Origin of the sequence: Acetobacterium sp. K1/6, from assembly GCF_034438075.1 — a bacterium.
Lineage (GTDB): Bacteria > Bacillota > Clostridia > Eubacteriales > Eubacteriaceae > Acetobacterium > Acetobacterium carbinolicum.
The window spans coordinates 158,550-174,937 of the sequence record NZ_JAXQGA010000002.1; the positions used below are offsets into that span (position 1 = coordinate 158,550).

The window sequence follows — 16,388 nt, forward strand, 5'->3', positions numbered from 1 at the left end:
AAAAAGCCCCAGCTGCATTGTAACTTTTTTGCACCTGGGACTTTTTGTTTGATCCGGGTTCTGATTTATTAATACGAATGATTTTTAATTGCTATCGATTGATTCCAGTAAAGGAAGTGCGGCTTCCAGATTTTCATCGACCTGGTTTTCAACCAGCTTTTCAAGAATGATCTGAGGATCCATTTCCAAAATCGTCCGTTCGGAACCATCGGTTAAACAGATAATGCCGGTAATCGCTGATGAGATTTCTACGGGTTGAATGTCATTTGTATTAACTTCAAGAACACTTACCAGTTTTTCAACCTGTATAGCGATCATTTCATCGTCAGACAGTTGAAGCATCAATACATGTAAGGCGTTGCGACTGGGCTGATTCTTATCAAATAGTGCTAGCGCATCCACCACGGCATAATAACGATCATTAAATTCCACAGCACCCCGAATAACCGTATTGGTACCTGGGACAGAAATGGCCTTACTGGCTTCTAAGGCTTCAACTACATAGGATTGCTCCAGACCATAGGCTTGTCCATTGATAATAAAGGTGGCCAGCTTTTTATACTCATTAGTCATTGAGAAGGCAAAATCAGATTGTTCAATTTCTTTATCATTAGACTTACTTACCGTGATTTCTGCATAGTCTGCCATTTTTTCAAAAACAAAGGCAAGGACATCATTATGATAGCCATCTGAATTTTTATATTCACGATAACAGGATGAACAGGCACAACCGATCGAATAATAGCTGTTTTCATAAACTAAGATTTCGGAACGGGTTTTGCCGTTCGGTACGGTAAACAGCTCGTCTGGTAAAGTTAAGGTTTCACCTACTTTATAGGTATCATTAGTTGTTGAGAGGATCATTTTGTTACGATCGGTAAACACCGCAAAGGTGTTGTTATCAGAGTGAAGGGATTCTTCAAGGATAGTTTTAAATTGGTATTCACTGTCAAACACAATCCCGATCCCTCCGACTGTGCGGTTGTGATTGCTAAAATCAGTAATCGAGGCACCATAGATATAGGTGTAACGATGATCGTATAACTCGGTTTTATCAAAAGTGGAAACAAAGTATTTTTCTGGTTTTGCATTTGATAAAATTTCATTGATATAGGGGTCGGTGAGGGTCTTGCCAATATCTTCGCTGCGCTTGGGGTTGGACACGGCGATAATGGTGCCGGTTTGATCAAAGACAAATAAATTACTATAAACCGTGTAGAGTTCATTGATATAAATTAAAATATCAGTTAATTGTTTTTTATCCGATGCGGTTATATCATCTTTGGCGAGAATCCGTCGAATGCTTGAATCAAGTGCCCACCAACGACAATCGTTGGCTCGCTCATAGAGATTTCGATCCATGATATCAACAGAAAGCGAGGCCAAAAAGCTGGTGTCTACAAGGCTGGTTGATACGACAGTTGAAAATAAATTAGAAACTGAGCTCTGAAACAGGCTACTGGTGTTGGTACCGATCCGTCCGATTGCGCGAAGAATTGGTTTTAGACGGGAGTACTCAGCATCAATGCTGTCATCTCGGGCAATGATCTGACCGTTATATACGATCCGTTTTAGTGAGCCATTGATGGTTTGGGTTTTATTGATGATTTCATTGAGTTCAGTGGAGAACGAATCGGCCTGATGCATCAGGCCGGTTGTGACAGAGGAGTCAATGCTTTTGAGATTGCGATTATCCCGAAAAGCTAGGCTAAGAGGGATCATAACATGACCCTTCCAACCAAGCCCATAATATTTTTGGTACCCTTGGGTGGCAATGGTCTTAGAAATATAATCCGCACCGCGATAATAGACAACACCATTGACCCCGGACTCAACCGGTTCAACAATGATCCCGATTGGCACGTGATTTTCATCACTGCTAGCAATAACCATATTGTCATCGTCGATGATGGTCATAACGGAACCATCGTAATCATTGGTCAGTTTTTCAAAGATCTGAGTCATTTCATTTTCAAAGCGAAAACACAAGCAGATCAGGCCAATGGCTTGGGTTGTACCTTCCCGACAGATTCGACTGGAAAAGATATGGGAGTTCTTATTGCCGTATTGCAGTTTTGAGTTTTTAAAGTATTCCACAAAACTCTGTTCGCCATCCATTGTCTTGACCAGATTGGGGCCTTTAATCTGTTTGCCGAGAATATTGTTTTGTTCATCAAGATTTGCCAGCACCCGATAATTATTATCCATAACGATGATGTCTTCATAAACGGAATACTTGGCTACATACTCCCGCATCCGCGATAAAATCATATTGCGGTCGTTTTCATTACGGTCAGTATTTTCGACGAAGCGGCGGATGTCATCATCGGTTGCCAGGAAACCAATGTCGGCAGTTCGTTCAAAAAGGTTGCGGATCAGAATATCGATGGCTACCTGGGTTTTTGAAATGATTTTTTGTTCCATTTTTTTTAACTTCTCAGAAACAAGGGTATCAATCAGTTCTTCTTGTAAATCGATAAAACCGCTTTGGATTTTAGTCATATTGGGGAGAACACTTTTTGATTGGATGGGACAATTGATCTCTGAAAGTAGTTTAATATTATCCCACTGGTCATTCAGATCAGAAATGCTCTTGTTGCATTCCTGGACGTCGGGCATGTAATTTAAAAAATCTTTTTGCTTATATATAATCATCATAAATCTCCTCGTTAAAATAATATGACACCTTCTGAAATGATCAGTCCGAGTTAAGCATCATTCGTTTAATCTTAGTATCGGCTAAATGTATCATTTTTTTGGTTCTTTTGCAAGTCAATTATGGTAAGAATAGCGGAACTCAATACGATTTCGGCAAATAACTGATTGCGCTCAAATCGATGGGGAAAAGCGTGTTCTAGCTAAACATCAGCATCTCTAGGAAATCCAGATCATCCTGATTGGGGAGGTTTTTACTGGAAAGACGGGCGTCAAAAACCATGATGTATTTGTTCTCCGGGTCAAATTTTGGCCAGACGATCTGTCCCTTATATTCTTCTTTGAAATTGGGATTACCAAATTTAATAAAATTGACCCAGGATTGTTGCATGATCCACGATAAATTACTGACCTTAGTTGTTCGCCGTTGTCCGATTCCGTTACCAAAGACAAAGGGCAATTCCATGCCATGGGCCGTATTAAGTCCGACAATTTTGAGGATGGCCGGATCAAAATCAAAATTATAAAAATAGACATCTTCTCCCAACTGTGCGTATACTTTAGCCATCATCACCATTCCAATTAGGAAAGCCGAATAGGTATAGATTTCCAGGGCTCGATCGAGAGGTGAGTGGTCATCGTCGACAAAAAAATGGTCCAGCGCTTTTGGTGCACGTTCAGGACCAAAGGTATGATAGCAGAGCATCTGATAAATACCCAGATTGGTGTGGCCCTTTATAAATAAGGAAGATTCATCAGTATTGTACCCGACCAGCATTTTAACCGTATTGACGTCACCGCTTTTGAGCGCCTTAACAGGATCTTTGGGGAGAACTACGCCATCATATACCGGCCAGAAACCGAAAGCTTTGGGAACACTCGACTGGTCTGCTTTGACCATTGAGAGGGCGGCAAAAACGTCACCGGGAAGGGCTCTTAGCTGATCCAGACCATTTAAAGAATCCTCGACGCCGTATAAGTTACATAAGAGTTTTCCGTTATCCATCGTTTTTTCCAAATCACCCCGGTTAAGCGCAGAAAAAGCTGAAATTGAGAAGATCGATCCGCTTTCAACAATGGCCTGGTGAAAAAGACCTTTGGCCAGCGGGGAAAGCATCAGGGCCGTGACACTATATGCACCGGCTGACTGACCGCCGATGGTGACTTGATGGGGGTCCCCGCCAAAGGTTTCAATGTTCTCCTGAATCCATTGCAGGGCCAGGATCTGATCCAGTAATCCGTAATTGCCAGTGGTCCCGGCTTCCTCAAGCAACCCCCGGGTAGCGAGGAATCCCAAAGCACCGAGCCGGTAGTTAATGGTGACCACCACCACCCCTTCCTGAGCCATTCGTCCGCCGTCATAAACAATTTCAGAGCCGGAGCCCGAGGAAAAAGCACCACCGTGGATAAACACATAAACCGGATAGCGATCCTCTGGCGTTAGCGCTGGCGTCCAGACGTTTAAAAACAGACAGTCTTCGCTTTTGCCGTCCATTTGATAGGTGCCGGGGGAATCAAGGGTTATCCCCCCCATTTGAAGCGAGGAATTACCGTATTTTGAACAGTCAAGGACCTCTTCCCAGGGTGGCATTGGTTCGGGCGCTTTAAACCGCCGGTTGTCGATCGGCGGCATCGCGTAGGGAATTCCTTTATAGTAGGACAGTCCCCGGCGGAATTGTCCTTGAACAGGCCCGCAGTGGGGCCTGAGGATTGGTCGTTTTGGTAAGGCTGTTTTATCAGTGGTGAAAAATGACATGGTGTTCTCCTTTTTAGTGAAACTTAAGTTGTAGCGAAACAGTTCGCAATGATTGTGAACGGGTACGCGCGATTTAAAATTGAATGGGGCCTTGAATGTAATCCCGATGATAGCAATAGTTTATTTCGTAAAATTGATTATGAAAGTCCGTCGCTCGACAATCGTAGTATAACATTTTTCTTTGGGTGGGGGTCAATGAAAACCGACTCTTTTTTAAACTTGTTAAAATAGGCAGTTGTCCGCGAGCTTTAATCGCTCTCAGGATAGTTTTGCCTTTTTCATTAAACCCCAGTACCCGTAGATAAGGAACAAAGGATTCAGTTAGGAAAAGTTTTAAGAGCTCTTTATCAAGTTCCAGGAGCCGATTGCATAAGATCCGGCGAACCCGGGTTTTAGGGATACGCTTAGAAATAATACCATTGACGCATTCGTCCAGGGTTGTGGCAACTTTTAGAGTATCTCGAATTTTATGCTCCAGGCCTTCACTGACGTAGGGGGTGTTTTTTAGATGTTTTACATCATGAGAAAGAATCAGCAGCCGTAATGCATTAAGAAATAAGTCGTCGCCGTTGGGGTTAAAATTTTTTTTAAATGGCAGAATCAGATCTTCACTTAAATAAGGAAGTTTGTGATCAAGCATTTTTAGAATAGCAGACGCTGACTCCGGGTTGGCAAGCGCATCAAATAATATCTTTCGTATCCCACTGGCACTGAGAAAGCTTGACGGCAATAGACTATGATAATCGGCACCTTGTCGTTTAACCGTCATTGAACGGATATTGCTTTGAGTTTTATGAAGGGCTTTGAGATATTCCAGGGCCAGAATGTTGTTGGGAGTTTTTAAGAGATCGCCAGCTTCGTGACCTAAATAGGAACGGATGGCCAATTCTCTGGCTCGAGGAAAAGAAACACCGGATGATAAAGCCTCTTTAAGGAAGCTTTTAAATTCAGCGGGTTCGTGAACGAGTATTTCAGCCAGACTGGTTAGCGGCTGGATATGCCCAAATTCGGAACCAAAAGAAAGAACATCAACAACCCCAGTGGCGTTAAAAATTTTAATTCCCCCATAAGCAAAGGCTTCGGCACTTTGGCAGGCGTAACCAAAGGGAAGTTCGCAGACCAGATCAACACCAGAAGACAAGGCCAGTCGGGCGCGTTCCCATTTGTTAAGTAGTGCAAAATCGCCACGCTGGGTCAGGTTGCCGCTCATTAAAACCATCACACCATCACACTGACTCTCTTTTTTTGATGCTTCAATTTGCCAGGCATGTCCCATGTGAAATGGATTATATTCAGCGATAATACCAAGAATTTTCATATTAGCCTCTCTCTTGTTAAAAAAATAGCAATTTTTTCACTTATTATCAAAATATGACAAAAAAATAATGGTATTCTTAGCATATTACTGTTATTATATAGAACGTATGAAGTGTAATCAATCTAAAAACTAAAGGAGAGTAATTATTAATGAATGTACTTGTTATTAACTGCGGTAGTTCTTCACTAAAATATCAATTGCTTGATATGACCACTGAAGAGGTTTTAGCTAAAGGTTTAGTTGAAAGAATCGGTATTGAAGGATCTGTTTTGGTTCACGAAGCGCCAGGTCAAGACAAGGTGAAATTGGTACAACCGATGAAGACCCATAAAGAAGCTTTGAATCTTGTCATGGCAGCTTTAGTTGATCCTGCTCATGGAGTAGTGAAGTCTTTGGAAGAAATTTCTGCTGTCGGTCATCGAGCTGTGCATGGTGCTGAAACTTTCTCTGATTCAGTCGTTATTGATGATGCGGTTATTAAAAGTTTGGAAGAGTGCTCAGAATTAGCACCGCTTCACAATCCTGCTAACTTGATTGGAATTAATGCTTGTCGGGAGTTACTGCCAAATGTACCAATGGTAGCAGTATTTGATACCGCTTTCCATCAAACCTTGCCGGGCGAAGCTTTCATGTATCCACTCCCTTATGAATTATATGAAAAATTCAAGATCAGAAAGTATGGCTTCCATGGAACATCCCATAAATTTGTGAGCCAGGCTGCGGCTGAATTAATGGGTAAAAAACTTGAAGACCTGAAACTGATTTCTTGCCATTTAGGTAATGGTGCCAGTCTTTGTGCCATTAAAAACGGAAAATCGGTTGACACTTCAATGGGATTGACTCCACTGGCCGGATTGGAAATGGGAACGCGTTGCGGTGACATTGATCCTGCTATCATTCCTTTCCTGGTTAATAAAGGCTATACAGTAGATGAAGTTGATAATATCATGAACAAAAAGTCTGGTGTGCTTGGCGTTTCTGGAATCAGTTCAGATTTCCGCGATGTTGAAGGTGCCGCAAACAGTGGTAATAAACGGGCTCAGTTAGCACTGGATATTTTTCACTATCGGGTTCGTACTACCATCGGCGCTTATGTTGCGGCCATGGATGGGGTAGACGGCATTATCTTCACCGCTGGTTTAGGTGAAAACTCAACAACTTCGCGAGCTGCAATTTGTGGTGGTTTAAAATACTTGGGAATTACGCTTGATCCTGTTACCAACAGCAAGCGCGGCGAAGCGACTGTTATCTCTGATAAAGACTCTAAAACAACCGTTATGGTTATACCAACCAATGAAGAATTAATGATTGCCAGAGACACCTTAGCGTTAGCTAAATAATGTAAAGTATTTCACTTGACAAAACGGGCAATCGTCTATATAATGATGATTGCCCGTTTGGAGTGATAAAATGAATTTTGAAATCAATAAGCTATTGCAGGAAAAAATAATCCCTTTTGAATTTGTTGTAAAAAATACGGATTTAAATGATATAGAGGGAGAACTGGATGAAAATGGCGCTTTCGTGCGTGGAACCATCGAAAAAGTATCGAAAGGTAATTTTCTGGTGAATTTCACCCTTGAGATGACCATGATCTTTCCCTGTGCGCGTTGCCTAGAACCAACCCCCATTGATTGTCTTTATGACTATACGGATACGGTAACGGTTGAAGAGGATGAAGCAATACTTGATTTATTGCCCATCGTTGAAGAATGCATTTATATTAATGAACCTTTCCGTGTACTGTGCAGTGAAGAATGTGCGGGTTTGTGTCCAAAATGCGGCAACAATTTAAATCACGAGCAATGCGAATGCGACAAATTTGGTGATTATGATCCGCGATTTGAAGCGTTGAAAAAATTATTGTAAGTGAAATGACTTTACTATTTAGGAGGTGTGAGTGATGGCTGTACCAAAGAGAAAAACTTCTAAGTCCAGAAGAGACAAAAGAAGAACACATTACAAATTAAATATTCCAGGAATGAGTACTTGTCCAAAATGTGGTGAAATTAAATTGCCTCATCGAGTTTGCAAGTCTTGTGGCACATACAAAGACGTTAGCGTTATCAGCTTTAACGAATAAACAGAGTCTAGACTCTGTTTTTTCTCTATCTGGGATTATTTTAGGCCCGGATATTTTTATTGATTGTATTTACTGAATCGGTTTTTTCTGGGATAATAGACAGATACAAAGGAGGGCGTTAGTTTGAATATTTTTTTAGACGCCATGGGTGGCGATGACGCGCCCTATCAAATCGTAAAGGGTGCCATTGATGCGGTTAAGGAATATGACGTCAAGCTGACCCTGGTGGGTCGCCGGCCGGCTATTTTAGAAGAGCTTTCAAAATACGATTACCCTGATGACAAAATTGAAATTCTGCATGCCGAAACCGTCATAGAAAATACCGAAGATCCCGCCATGGCGATTCGGCGAAAACCGGATTCGTCTTTAGTTGTGGCACTTGATGAAATGAAGAACCGAGAAAATGCAGTGCTGATTTCAGCTGGAAGTACCGGGGCACTTTTATCCGGGGGATTATTAAAACTGGGCCGGATTAAGGGAATCAAACGTCCTGCTCTGGCAGCAACGCTGCCCAAAAGTGACGGCGTATTTGTTCTTATTGATACCGGTGCCAATGCCGATTGTAAACCGGAGTATTTGGAACAGTTTGCCCAATTAGGAAAAATTTATTCAGAAAATGTTTTAGGTAAAACAGATCCGGGGATCGGACTCATTAATATCGGTGCTGAAGCAAAAAAAGGAAACAGTCTTGTAAAAGCGGCCTATGAGCTTTTGGAAGCTGGGGATTTTAATTTTTTGGGCAATGTTGAAGCACGCGATATTCCCGAAACGAAGGCTGATGTGTTAGTCTGCGATGGATTTACGGGCAACATCGTATTGAAATTAACCGAAGGTATTTCTGCTTATCTGCTTAAAAAAATGAAGACGTCAATCATGAGTAACACCAAGGGTAAAATTGGAGGAATGCTGATTAAAGATAATTTGAAAAGCTTCAAAAAACAATTTGACTATGCCGAGTATGGCGGTGCTCCCTTTTTAGGTGTAAAAGGTGGTATTATCAAAGCTCACGGTAGCAGTGATGCTTTTGCGATTAAAAATGCGGTGCGACAGAGTATTAAGTTTATTGAGAATGATGTGTTGAAAAAAATTACTGATAATGCAAAAAACAGGGAGGCTTAAGTCATGGATGAACGATTTTTAAAAGTTACGGCAATTATTTCAGAGCAATTGGATGTTGATATTGAAAAAATTACCCTTGAAACCTCACTCATTGACGATCTGGAAGCAGATTCACTGGATGTGGTTGAGCTGATTATGGCGTTTGAAGATGAATTTGGAACTAAAATTGACGAAAGTGCATTAGAAAATATCCAAACTGTAGGAGATATCATCAACGCAATTTCCTAAGAAGATTAAAGGGTGTCGCTGAGAAACAATGGCACCCACCTTCTCCTTATTCAGGAGACTGTGCGTTATCTTTTCTGGTTTGCTTCTTTTCATGGGGAATAGCGAGAAACGCTCAGGCGAACTCTCGTAATCGATAAGGGGGGATATTAAGTGACAATCGAAGAAAAAATCGATTACCGTTTCAAGAAAAAAGAGTTATTAAAAGTTGCCTTAACGCATAGTTCACATTCAGGAAATTCGACCAACAACGAACGACTTGAATTCTTGGGGGATGCAGTATTGGAACTGATTATCAGTGAGTATTTATTTTTGTCTCACAAATTATCTGAGGGTAAAATGACGAAAATCCGTTCCAATATTGTATGTGCCGAGTCTCTTTCCAAGGCTGCCTATGAACTCCAGTTGGGAGATCATATTTTCTTGGGAAAGGGTGAAATTGTAACTGGGGGAAGGCAACGGAAATCGAACCTTGCCAATGCCTTTGAGGCCCTGATTGGGGCTGTATTTTTAGACAGTAATTTTGAAATAACCCGGAAAGTTGTTCTGAAAGTGTTGGAAAGTAATATCGCTCTGGCTTTGTCCGGTGCGCTGGTAAAAGACTATAAAACGGAACTTCAGGAGTATATTCAAAAGAACAATGACAATGTTATTGAATATGTCCTGGACCGTTCTGAAGGACCGGAACACAACAAAACCTTTTATATTAAATTGATTTTTAATGGCGATTGTGTGAGTCATGGCATCGGTAAAAGCAAAAAAGAAGGGGAGCAGGACGCCGCTAAAAACTATTTGCTTAAGACGAGAAGACTAAATTGAGGTGAGGGCTTGTATTTAAAAAAATTGCGATTGTCGGGGTTTAAATCATTTGCAGACCCTGTAAGCCTTGAGTTTTCAGAAGGTATTTCTGCAATTGTGGGCCCTAACGGCAGCGGAAAGAGTAATATCACTGATGCCATCAAATGGGTTTTGGGTGAACAAAGCATTAAATCCCTTCGGGGTAAAAAAATGGAAGATGTCATCTTCTCAGGAACAGAAAAAAAACAAGCCTCCGGTTATGCCGAGGTTGTTTTGATTTTAGACAACAAAGAGGGTTCGTTGGAAAACTATCCCCAGGAAATAGCGATCTCACGGAAACTATTTCGGTCCGGCGAAAGTGACTATGCCATTAATAAAAAAAGCTGTAAACTAAAAGAGATCCACAGTATTTTTATGGATACCGGTTTGGGGAAAAACGGTTATTCATTAATCAGCCAAGGGAGTATCGAAAATATTTTATCGAGTAGTCCCACTGAGCTGCGGAATATCTTTGAAGAGGCTGTAGGTATTGTTTCCTATAAAACTAAAAAAAACGAAGCCGAAAAAAAATTGGAGCAAACTCAGGGACACTTGGATCGGCTGCGAGACATTATGGCAGAAATAGAAAAACAGGTGGGCCCCTTAAAAAACCAATCTCGGAAGGCTAAAAGCTTTTTAACCCTCTATGAGGAGTTAAAGACTGTCGATCTGGTGATTTTCTATCGAAAAATGAGCGGCGCGGTCACGGAACTGAAAGTATTAAAAAAAAATCTTGAGGAACAACTAAAAAGTTGTGAACAAATCGAAGCAATTATCAGAAAAAAGGATGAATTGTATCAAAAACTGACCATTGAGAATCGTGAATTGGACCTTTTAGCGGACTCGGAAAAGAAAAATCTATCGGTGCTCAGAGCCGATTTCGATCGGGTTCAGCGGGAAGATATCCGTTGTAAAAGTCAGTTGGAAGCGAATCAAATAACCCAGGAACGCTTAAAAAACGAAGGTGAAAGCTTGACCTCCCGAATTGCGGCAACACTTAAGCGGATTGATGGACTGGAACTGGAGAAAAATGTCTTGCTAGAGAACCTCGTGACAAAAGAGGCAGTCAGAGGTGAACTGGAAAATACCCTTAATCTTTTACTCTGTGCAGAACAGCAGGAAAAAGATCGGATCAAAGCAACTCAAGAGGCCGTTCTAAATCAGCAATCGCTTTGCGAAAAACTCGAAATGAAGCGTTTAGAAATTAAAACGGCCATTCAGGAAGCAAAGACGGAGTCATCTTTTATCAAAAAGTACCTGGATGAAACAGGAGCCAGTCAGGATCAAGTCGCTGCGGATCTAAAGCAGCAAAAACAAGAGATGAGTAGTCTGTTGGCAGAAAAAGAGCAACGGAAAGACCAGTACCAGAAGTTGCAAATCCAGTATCAACACAGTTTGGACGAACAAAAGCAACTCCAGAATCAGGTTCACCTGATTTCTAATAATTTGAAAGTTAATGCTTCCAAGGTAGAGTATTTAAAAAATATTCAAAAAAATTATCAGGATTACTTCCCAACCATTCGTAAACTGATGACATCAGAAAAGCTGCTCGGCCCGGTGATCCATGAGGTTTTTGGGCCGGTTGGCGAACTCATCTCGACTGAGGCCAGATATCTTCAGGCCATTGATATTGCTTTAGGTGCTAAAAGTCAGAATATTGTCGTTGCCAGCGTTAAGGTTGCCAGTGATTGTATTAATTTGCTCAAGAAAGAGCGTCTTGGTCGGGCAACATTTTTGCCCCTGGATAATTTAAAATACAGTTTAGTTGATGAAAAAACCCGGGCAGTGCTTAAAAATACTTCCGGAGTCGAGGGGATTGCCAGTGACTTGGTTAAAACCGATGCGGCTTATGAAGTGGTCATTAAAAGTCTTTTGGGACGAATCATCGTCGCCAGAGATTTTGCTTCGGGAAAAGATATCCAGAAGAAAACGGCTTCTAAGTTTACCGTTGTAACCCTGGGAGGTGAAATCTTTTACCCTGGCGGAGCCATTGTCGGGGGACAAAGCAAGGACAACCGGCAGTCGCCGCTTTCTAAGAAGATTGAAATCCAGAATTTGCAAAAAGAAATGGATCAGCAAAAAAAAGCCCTGGATGCGATCAAAAACCAGGATGTGACGGTGCAAAAATCTCTGACCCAGGTAGTCGATCAATTAAAGGAACTGGAAACGGGGTATAACCGCTGCAAACAAGCGCTGTGGGAGAAGAACAAGACAATTGAGGACTTGAGCCGAAAACAGCGTGAAAGTACGCAGTCGATTTCGTCTCAGGAGCAAAAGCTTCAGGCACTCAGTCAGAAGCTGGAACAGTTAAATATTGAGCTGACTAAAATCGAAGCATCATATAATCAGGCCAAGGAAGCCACAAAAGGTCAGGAAACTGATGATCAGGCTCATATGATCAGACAACAACTGGACGATTTGCGGTTAAAAATATCAGAAAGCCAAATGGTTATCACTCAGATCAAAGGAGAAATCGCTGGGTTTGATCAGCAAATCGTCTTGATGCAGGAACAATTAAGCCACCAGACAGCCAGAAAAACGACTCTGGAAGCTGAAATGGCGGGTTACCTAAATGAATCCCGCGAATTGATCCGACTTCAGGAAAAACTGGGGGCGGATCATCAGCTGCTAAGCAAAAAAATTGAATCCCATCGTGACAAAAATAAACAAGCGATGGAACTGCAAAAAACGAATGCCCAGCGGCTGGAGACGCTACAGGAAGAAATAAAAAATGACAATCACCAATTGATTATTGACAACGACAGAAAAAATACCATTTCGACTCAACTAAACAGTCTGCAGCTACAGATGAACCATTGGGAAGAGAATATCTATAAGAGCTATGAAATTAACTATTTAATGGCTGAAGATGCCTATCAGCAGTTGGAGGCGGAGCACAGCCTTGATGAGCTTGATTTGTCTGAAGAACGTCAGCGTACCTTGAGAGAAAAAATTAGCGCACTGGGGAATGTGAACCTCGGTGCCATTGAAGAGTATGAAGAAATTATCGCCCGACATGATTTTATGAAAGAACAAATGGATGATTTAAAAGCTGGGAAAAGTGAGCTGTTAGATATTATTAATACCTTGTATGACGCCATGACCGAGCAGTTTAAGGCAAACTTTATCAAGCTACAGGAGAATTTTACGCGGATCTTTGGCATTCTATTTGAAGGCGGTTGGGCTTATCTGGAGTTTACGGACCCTACTGGGGTGCTGGAAGGGGGAATTGAACTGGTGGCTCAGCCACCGGGTAAACGGCTGCGGCATATTTCTCTGCTTTCTGGTGGTGAAAAGTCAATGGTTGCCATTGCTCTGCTGTTTTCCTTTCTGGAAATTAACCCGTCCCCTTTTTGTGTGATCGATGAGGTAGACGCTGCCTTGGATGATCATAATATTTACCGTTACATCAGCTACCTCAAAAAAGTAGCGGAACATAATCAGTTCATCACGATCACTCATCGTCGTACTACCCTGGAAGTGTGCGACAATCTCTATGGGGTATCGATGTCCAAGGATGGGGTGTCCCAATTGGTGTCGGTTCGACTGACGGATTACGCTTAAAATGATGGTCAGGAGAAATTACAAACTGACCCCAAATAAACTCACTTAGGCAAGGCTCTAAGGGGTTAAAACGAAGGAGGCAACGATGGAATTAAGTTTATATGAACGGATGCGTAACAAGCTGGTTAAAACGGCTGACAATTTCAAGGAAAAAATAGAAAATGTCATGTATATGGGGAGCTTTGATGATGATTTCTTTGACGAGCTGGAGGAAACTCTGATTCTCTCGGATTTAGGGGCTCAAACCTCAGTGAAAATCACGGCGGCGCTGCGGGCAAAGATTAAAGAAACCCGGTCTAAAAGCAAGGAAGAAGTGATGGGCTTTCTAAAAGAAATCCTGGTCGATATGGTTTTGGTGGAAGTAAAAAAGCCGCAGCTACCCACGATTATGCTGGTTGTTGGCGTCAACGGGGCCGGAAAAACCACCTCGATTGCCAAACTCTCTGAGCGCTATAAAAAAGAAGGCAAAAAAGTTGTCATTGCAGCAGCGGATACCTTTCGGGCGGCGGCGGTGGAACAACTCGATGAATGGGCCAGACGGGTTGGCGTGGATATTATCAAAAGTACTACCGGTGCCGATCCGAGCTCGGTGGTTTTTGATGCCATTGGTGCAGCCAAGGCCCGTAAAGCCGATATTCTGATTTGTGATACGGCGGGACGTCTGCATAATAAGGTTAATCTGATGAAAGAACTTGAAAAGATCAGTCGGGTGATTAACCGGGAAGGTGAAGGGTTCACGGTTCATAATTTATTGGTGTTAGATGCTACTACTGGGCAAAATGCGATTAACCAGGCAAAGGTGTTTCATGAGTGTGTCGAAATTAAGGGAATTGTGCTGACTAAGCTCGACGGAACCGCCAAAGGCGGTATCGCAATCTCGATTATCGATGAAATGCAGATTCCCATTGAATACGTTGGTATTGGCGAAAAATCAGAAGATCTCATCGATTTTGATCCAAAGAAATTTGTTGATTTGCTCTTTGAATAAAGGTTTATAAAGATTTTAACGAAATGTCCCAAAGAGCGCGAATAAAAGCTTGACTTTTTTACTGTCAGGACTTACAATAATTAAGTCGTCAAGTAAAATTCCTTTACGACGATATCGAAGGTGCATATGGAAAAAAAAGTAGGGGAACAATATTTATTTGATTTTTATGGCGAACTGCTAACCGCTAAGCAGAAGCAGATTTTAGAGTATTACTATGATGATGACTATAGCCTGGCTGAAATTGCTGAGGTAATGGCAGTTACCCGTCAGGGTATTTTTGATGTGATTAAACGCTCTAAAGCCATGATGGAAGCCTATGAAGAAAAACTGGGACTCATCGCCAAGTTTTTAAAATCTCAAATTATTCTGGAAGAAATTGAGAAAGTTCTATTGGACTGTGTTGATCGTGAAAAAGACGAGCAGCTACAATCTGAATTGATGCTGGTGGTTGAAAAACTGAAAAAAGTCAGTGAAGAAAACTAGAGGTGACAGATGATCTTTGAAGGATTAAATGAAAAATTTCAAAATATATTTTCCCAACTTAAGCGCAAAGGAAAATTAAACGAAAAAGACATCCAGGAAGTCAATCGGGAAATAAAAATGGCTCTTTTAGAAGCCGATGTCAATTTCAAAGTCGTTAAACAGTTTACCAAAAATATCGGTGAGCGCGCCATCGGCCAAGAGGTACTTAGCAGCCTGACTCCGGGACAGCAGTTTATCAAGATTGTAAAAGATGAAATGACAACCCTTCTGGGCGGTGAAATTGAGCGCATGGACTTTATCCAGGGACGCCAGAATGTTTATATGATGGTGGGTCTCCAGGGTGCTGGTAAAACAACCACAGCAGCTAAGCTTGCCAACCTGTTGCGCAAAGAGAAAAAATTCAAACCCTTGCTGGTTGCTTGTGACGTCTATCGTCCAGCAGCGATTAAGCAGCTTGAAATTCTCGGGGATGAATTAAAAATTGACGTTTACTCTGAACATGATATAAAAGACCCGGTCGGCATTGCCAAACGGGGACTTAAAAAAGCAGTTGAAGGCCATTATGATCTGGTGGTTATGGATACGGCCGGTCGATTACAAATCGATGAAGCGCTAATGGATGAATTGGTTAATATTAAAGAAGTCATTAATCCTACCGAAATTTTATTAACGGTCGATGGGATGACCGGACAGGAATCGGTCAATGTAGCTAATGAGTTTAATCGCCTGCTTGATATTTCAGGGGTAATCCTGACCAAGTTGGATGGCGATACCCGTGGCGGGGCGGCCTTATCGATTACCTATACGATTGGCAAGGCGATCAAATATATCGGCACCGGTGAAAAACTGACCGATATTGAACTTTTTTATCCGGACCGGATGGCATCGCGGATTTTGGGAATGGGGGATGTACTATCCTTTATTGATAAAGCCCAAAGTATGATGGATGATGAAAAAGCCAAAGAACTGGAAGAAAAGTTCAGAAATCAGGATTTTGATCTGAATGACTTTTTGGATCAGATCAGGCAGATCGAAAGCATGGGCTCGATTAGCAGCTTGCTGGAAATGATGCCGGGAGCCAGTAAGAAAGCCATGAAAAATGTCGATTTATCGGGGGCGGATACAAAAAAAACCGAGGCCATCATCTTATCGATGACCAAGGAAGAACGCCATAAACCCGGGATCATCAATGCCAGCCGACGAAGACGAATCGCGTTGGGAAGCGGTACTATGGTAGCGGATGTTAACCGGTTATTAAAGGGTTTTGAACAGTCCAAAAAGATGATGAAGCAAATGTCAAATCCGAACATGGCCAAAAAAGGACGGATGAAGCTTCCGTTTATGTAAAATCAGTGTTATC

Annotated in this window: 13 protein-coding genes; 10 read left to right on the top strand and 3 right to left on the bottom strand. The window is 41.9% G+C overall.

What is annotated here, in order from left to right:
• Positions 1-84 precede the first annotated feature (84 nt).
• From U2P91_RS02610 to U2P91_RS02620, 3 genes are all read right to left on the bottom strand, one after another.
• A complete protein-coding gene (locus U2P91_RS02610; protein ID WP_322518991.1) occupies positions 85-2,655 on the bottom strand; it encodes a chemotaxis protein CheW in 2,571 nt (856 codons plus the stop codon).
• A 199-nt stretch (positions 2,656-2,854) separates the two neighbouring features.
• On the bottom strand, positions 2,855-4,411 hold the full coding sequence (locus U2P91_RS02615) for a carboxylesterase/lipase family protein (RefSeq protein ID WP_111886649.1): 1,557 nt from the start codon (positions 4,409-4,411) through the stop codon (positions 2,855-2,857).
• Between the two features lie 73 nt (positions 4,412-4,484).
• Complete coding sequence (locus U2P91_RS02620; protein WP_322518992.1) at positions 4,485-5,729, bottom strand: nucleotidyltransferase family protein; 1,245 nt, start codon at positions 5,727-5,729, stop codon at positions 4,485-4,487.
• A 149-nt stretch (positions 5,730-5,878) separates the two neighbouring features.
• Between U2P91_RS02620 and U2P91_RS02625 the strand changes: the two genes are divergently transcribed.
• The 10 genes from U2P91_RS02625 to ffh all read left to right on the top strand — a co-directional run bounded on the left by U2P91_RS02625 (position 5,879) and on the right by ffh (position 16,375).
• Complete coding sequence (locus tag U2P91_RS02625; RefSeq protein WP_111886651.1) at positions 5,879-7,069, top strand: acetate/propionate family kinase; 1,191 nt, start codon at positions 5,879-5,881, stop codon at positions 7,067-7,069.
• A gap of 70 nt (positions 7,070-7,139) precedes the next feature.
• Positions 7,140-7,598, top strand: coding sequence for a YceD family protein (locus U2P91_RS02630; protein WP_111886652.1), 459 nt, complete (start codon positions 7,140-7,142; stop codon positions 7,596-7,598).
• 34 nt (positions 7,599-7,632) lie between these two features.
• Entirely contained in the window at positions 7,633-7,812 is a 180-nt protein-coding gene (rpmF, locus tag U2P91_RS02635) for a 50S ribosomal protein L32 (RefSeq protein WP_084504954.1), read from the top strand.
• Between the two features lie 123 nt (positions 7,813-7,935).
• Complete coding sequence (gene plsX / locus U2P91_RS02640; protein ID WP_111886653.1) at positions 7,936-8,931, top strand: phosphate acyltransferase PlsX; 996 nt, start codon at positions 7,936-7,938, stop codon at positions 8,929-8,931.
• 3 nt (positions 8,932-8,934) lie between these two features.
• A complete protein-coding gene (gene acpP / locus U2P91_RS02645) occupies positions 8,935-9,159 on the top strand; it encodes an acyl carrier protein (RefSeq protein ID WP_111886654.1) in 225 nt (74 codons plus the stop codon).
• 150 nt (positions 9,160-9,309) lie between these two features.
• A complete protein-coding gene (rnc, locus tag U2P91_RS02650) occupies positions 9,310-9,975 on the top strand; it encodes a ribonuclease III (RefSeq protein WP_111886655.1) in 666 nt (221 codons plus the stop codon).
• Between the two features lie 9 nt (positions 9,976-9,984).
• The gene (gene smc / locus U2P91_RS02655; RefSeq protein ID WP_111886656.1) at positions 9,985-13,557 is read left to right on the top strand and encodes a chromosome segregation protein SMC; all 3,573 of its coding nucleotides are present in this window, start codon (positions 9,985-9,987) and stop codon (positions 13,555-13,557) included.
• An 85-nt stretch (positions 13,558-13,642) separates the two neighbouring features.
• On the top strand, positions 13,643-14,545 hold the full coding sequence (ftsY, locus tag U2P91_RS02660) for a signal recognition particle-docking protein FtsY (protein ID WP_111886657.1): 903 nt from the start codon (positions 13,643-13,645) through the stop codon (positions 14,543-14,545).
• Positions 14,546-14,671: 126 nt separating this feature from the next.
• Positions 14,672-15,028 (top strand): YlxM family DNA-binding protein, encoded by a 357-nt coding sequence (gene ylxM, locus U2P91_RS02665; protein ID WP_111886658.1) that lies wholly within the window; start codon positions 14,672-14,674, stop codon positions 15,026-15,028.
• 9 nt (positions 15,029-15,037) lie between these two features.
• Entirely contained in the window at positions 15,038-16,375 is a 1,338-nt protein-coding gene (gene ffh, locus U2P91_RS02670; protein WP_111886659.1) for a signal recognition particle protein, read from the top strand.
• Positions 16,376-16,388: the final 13 nt, after the last annotated feature.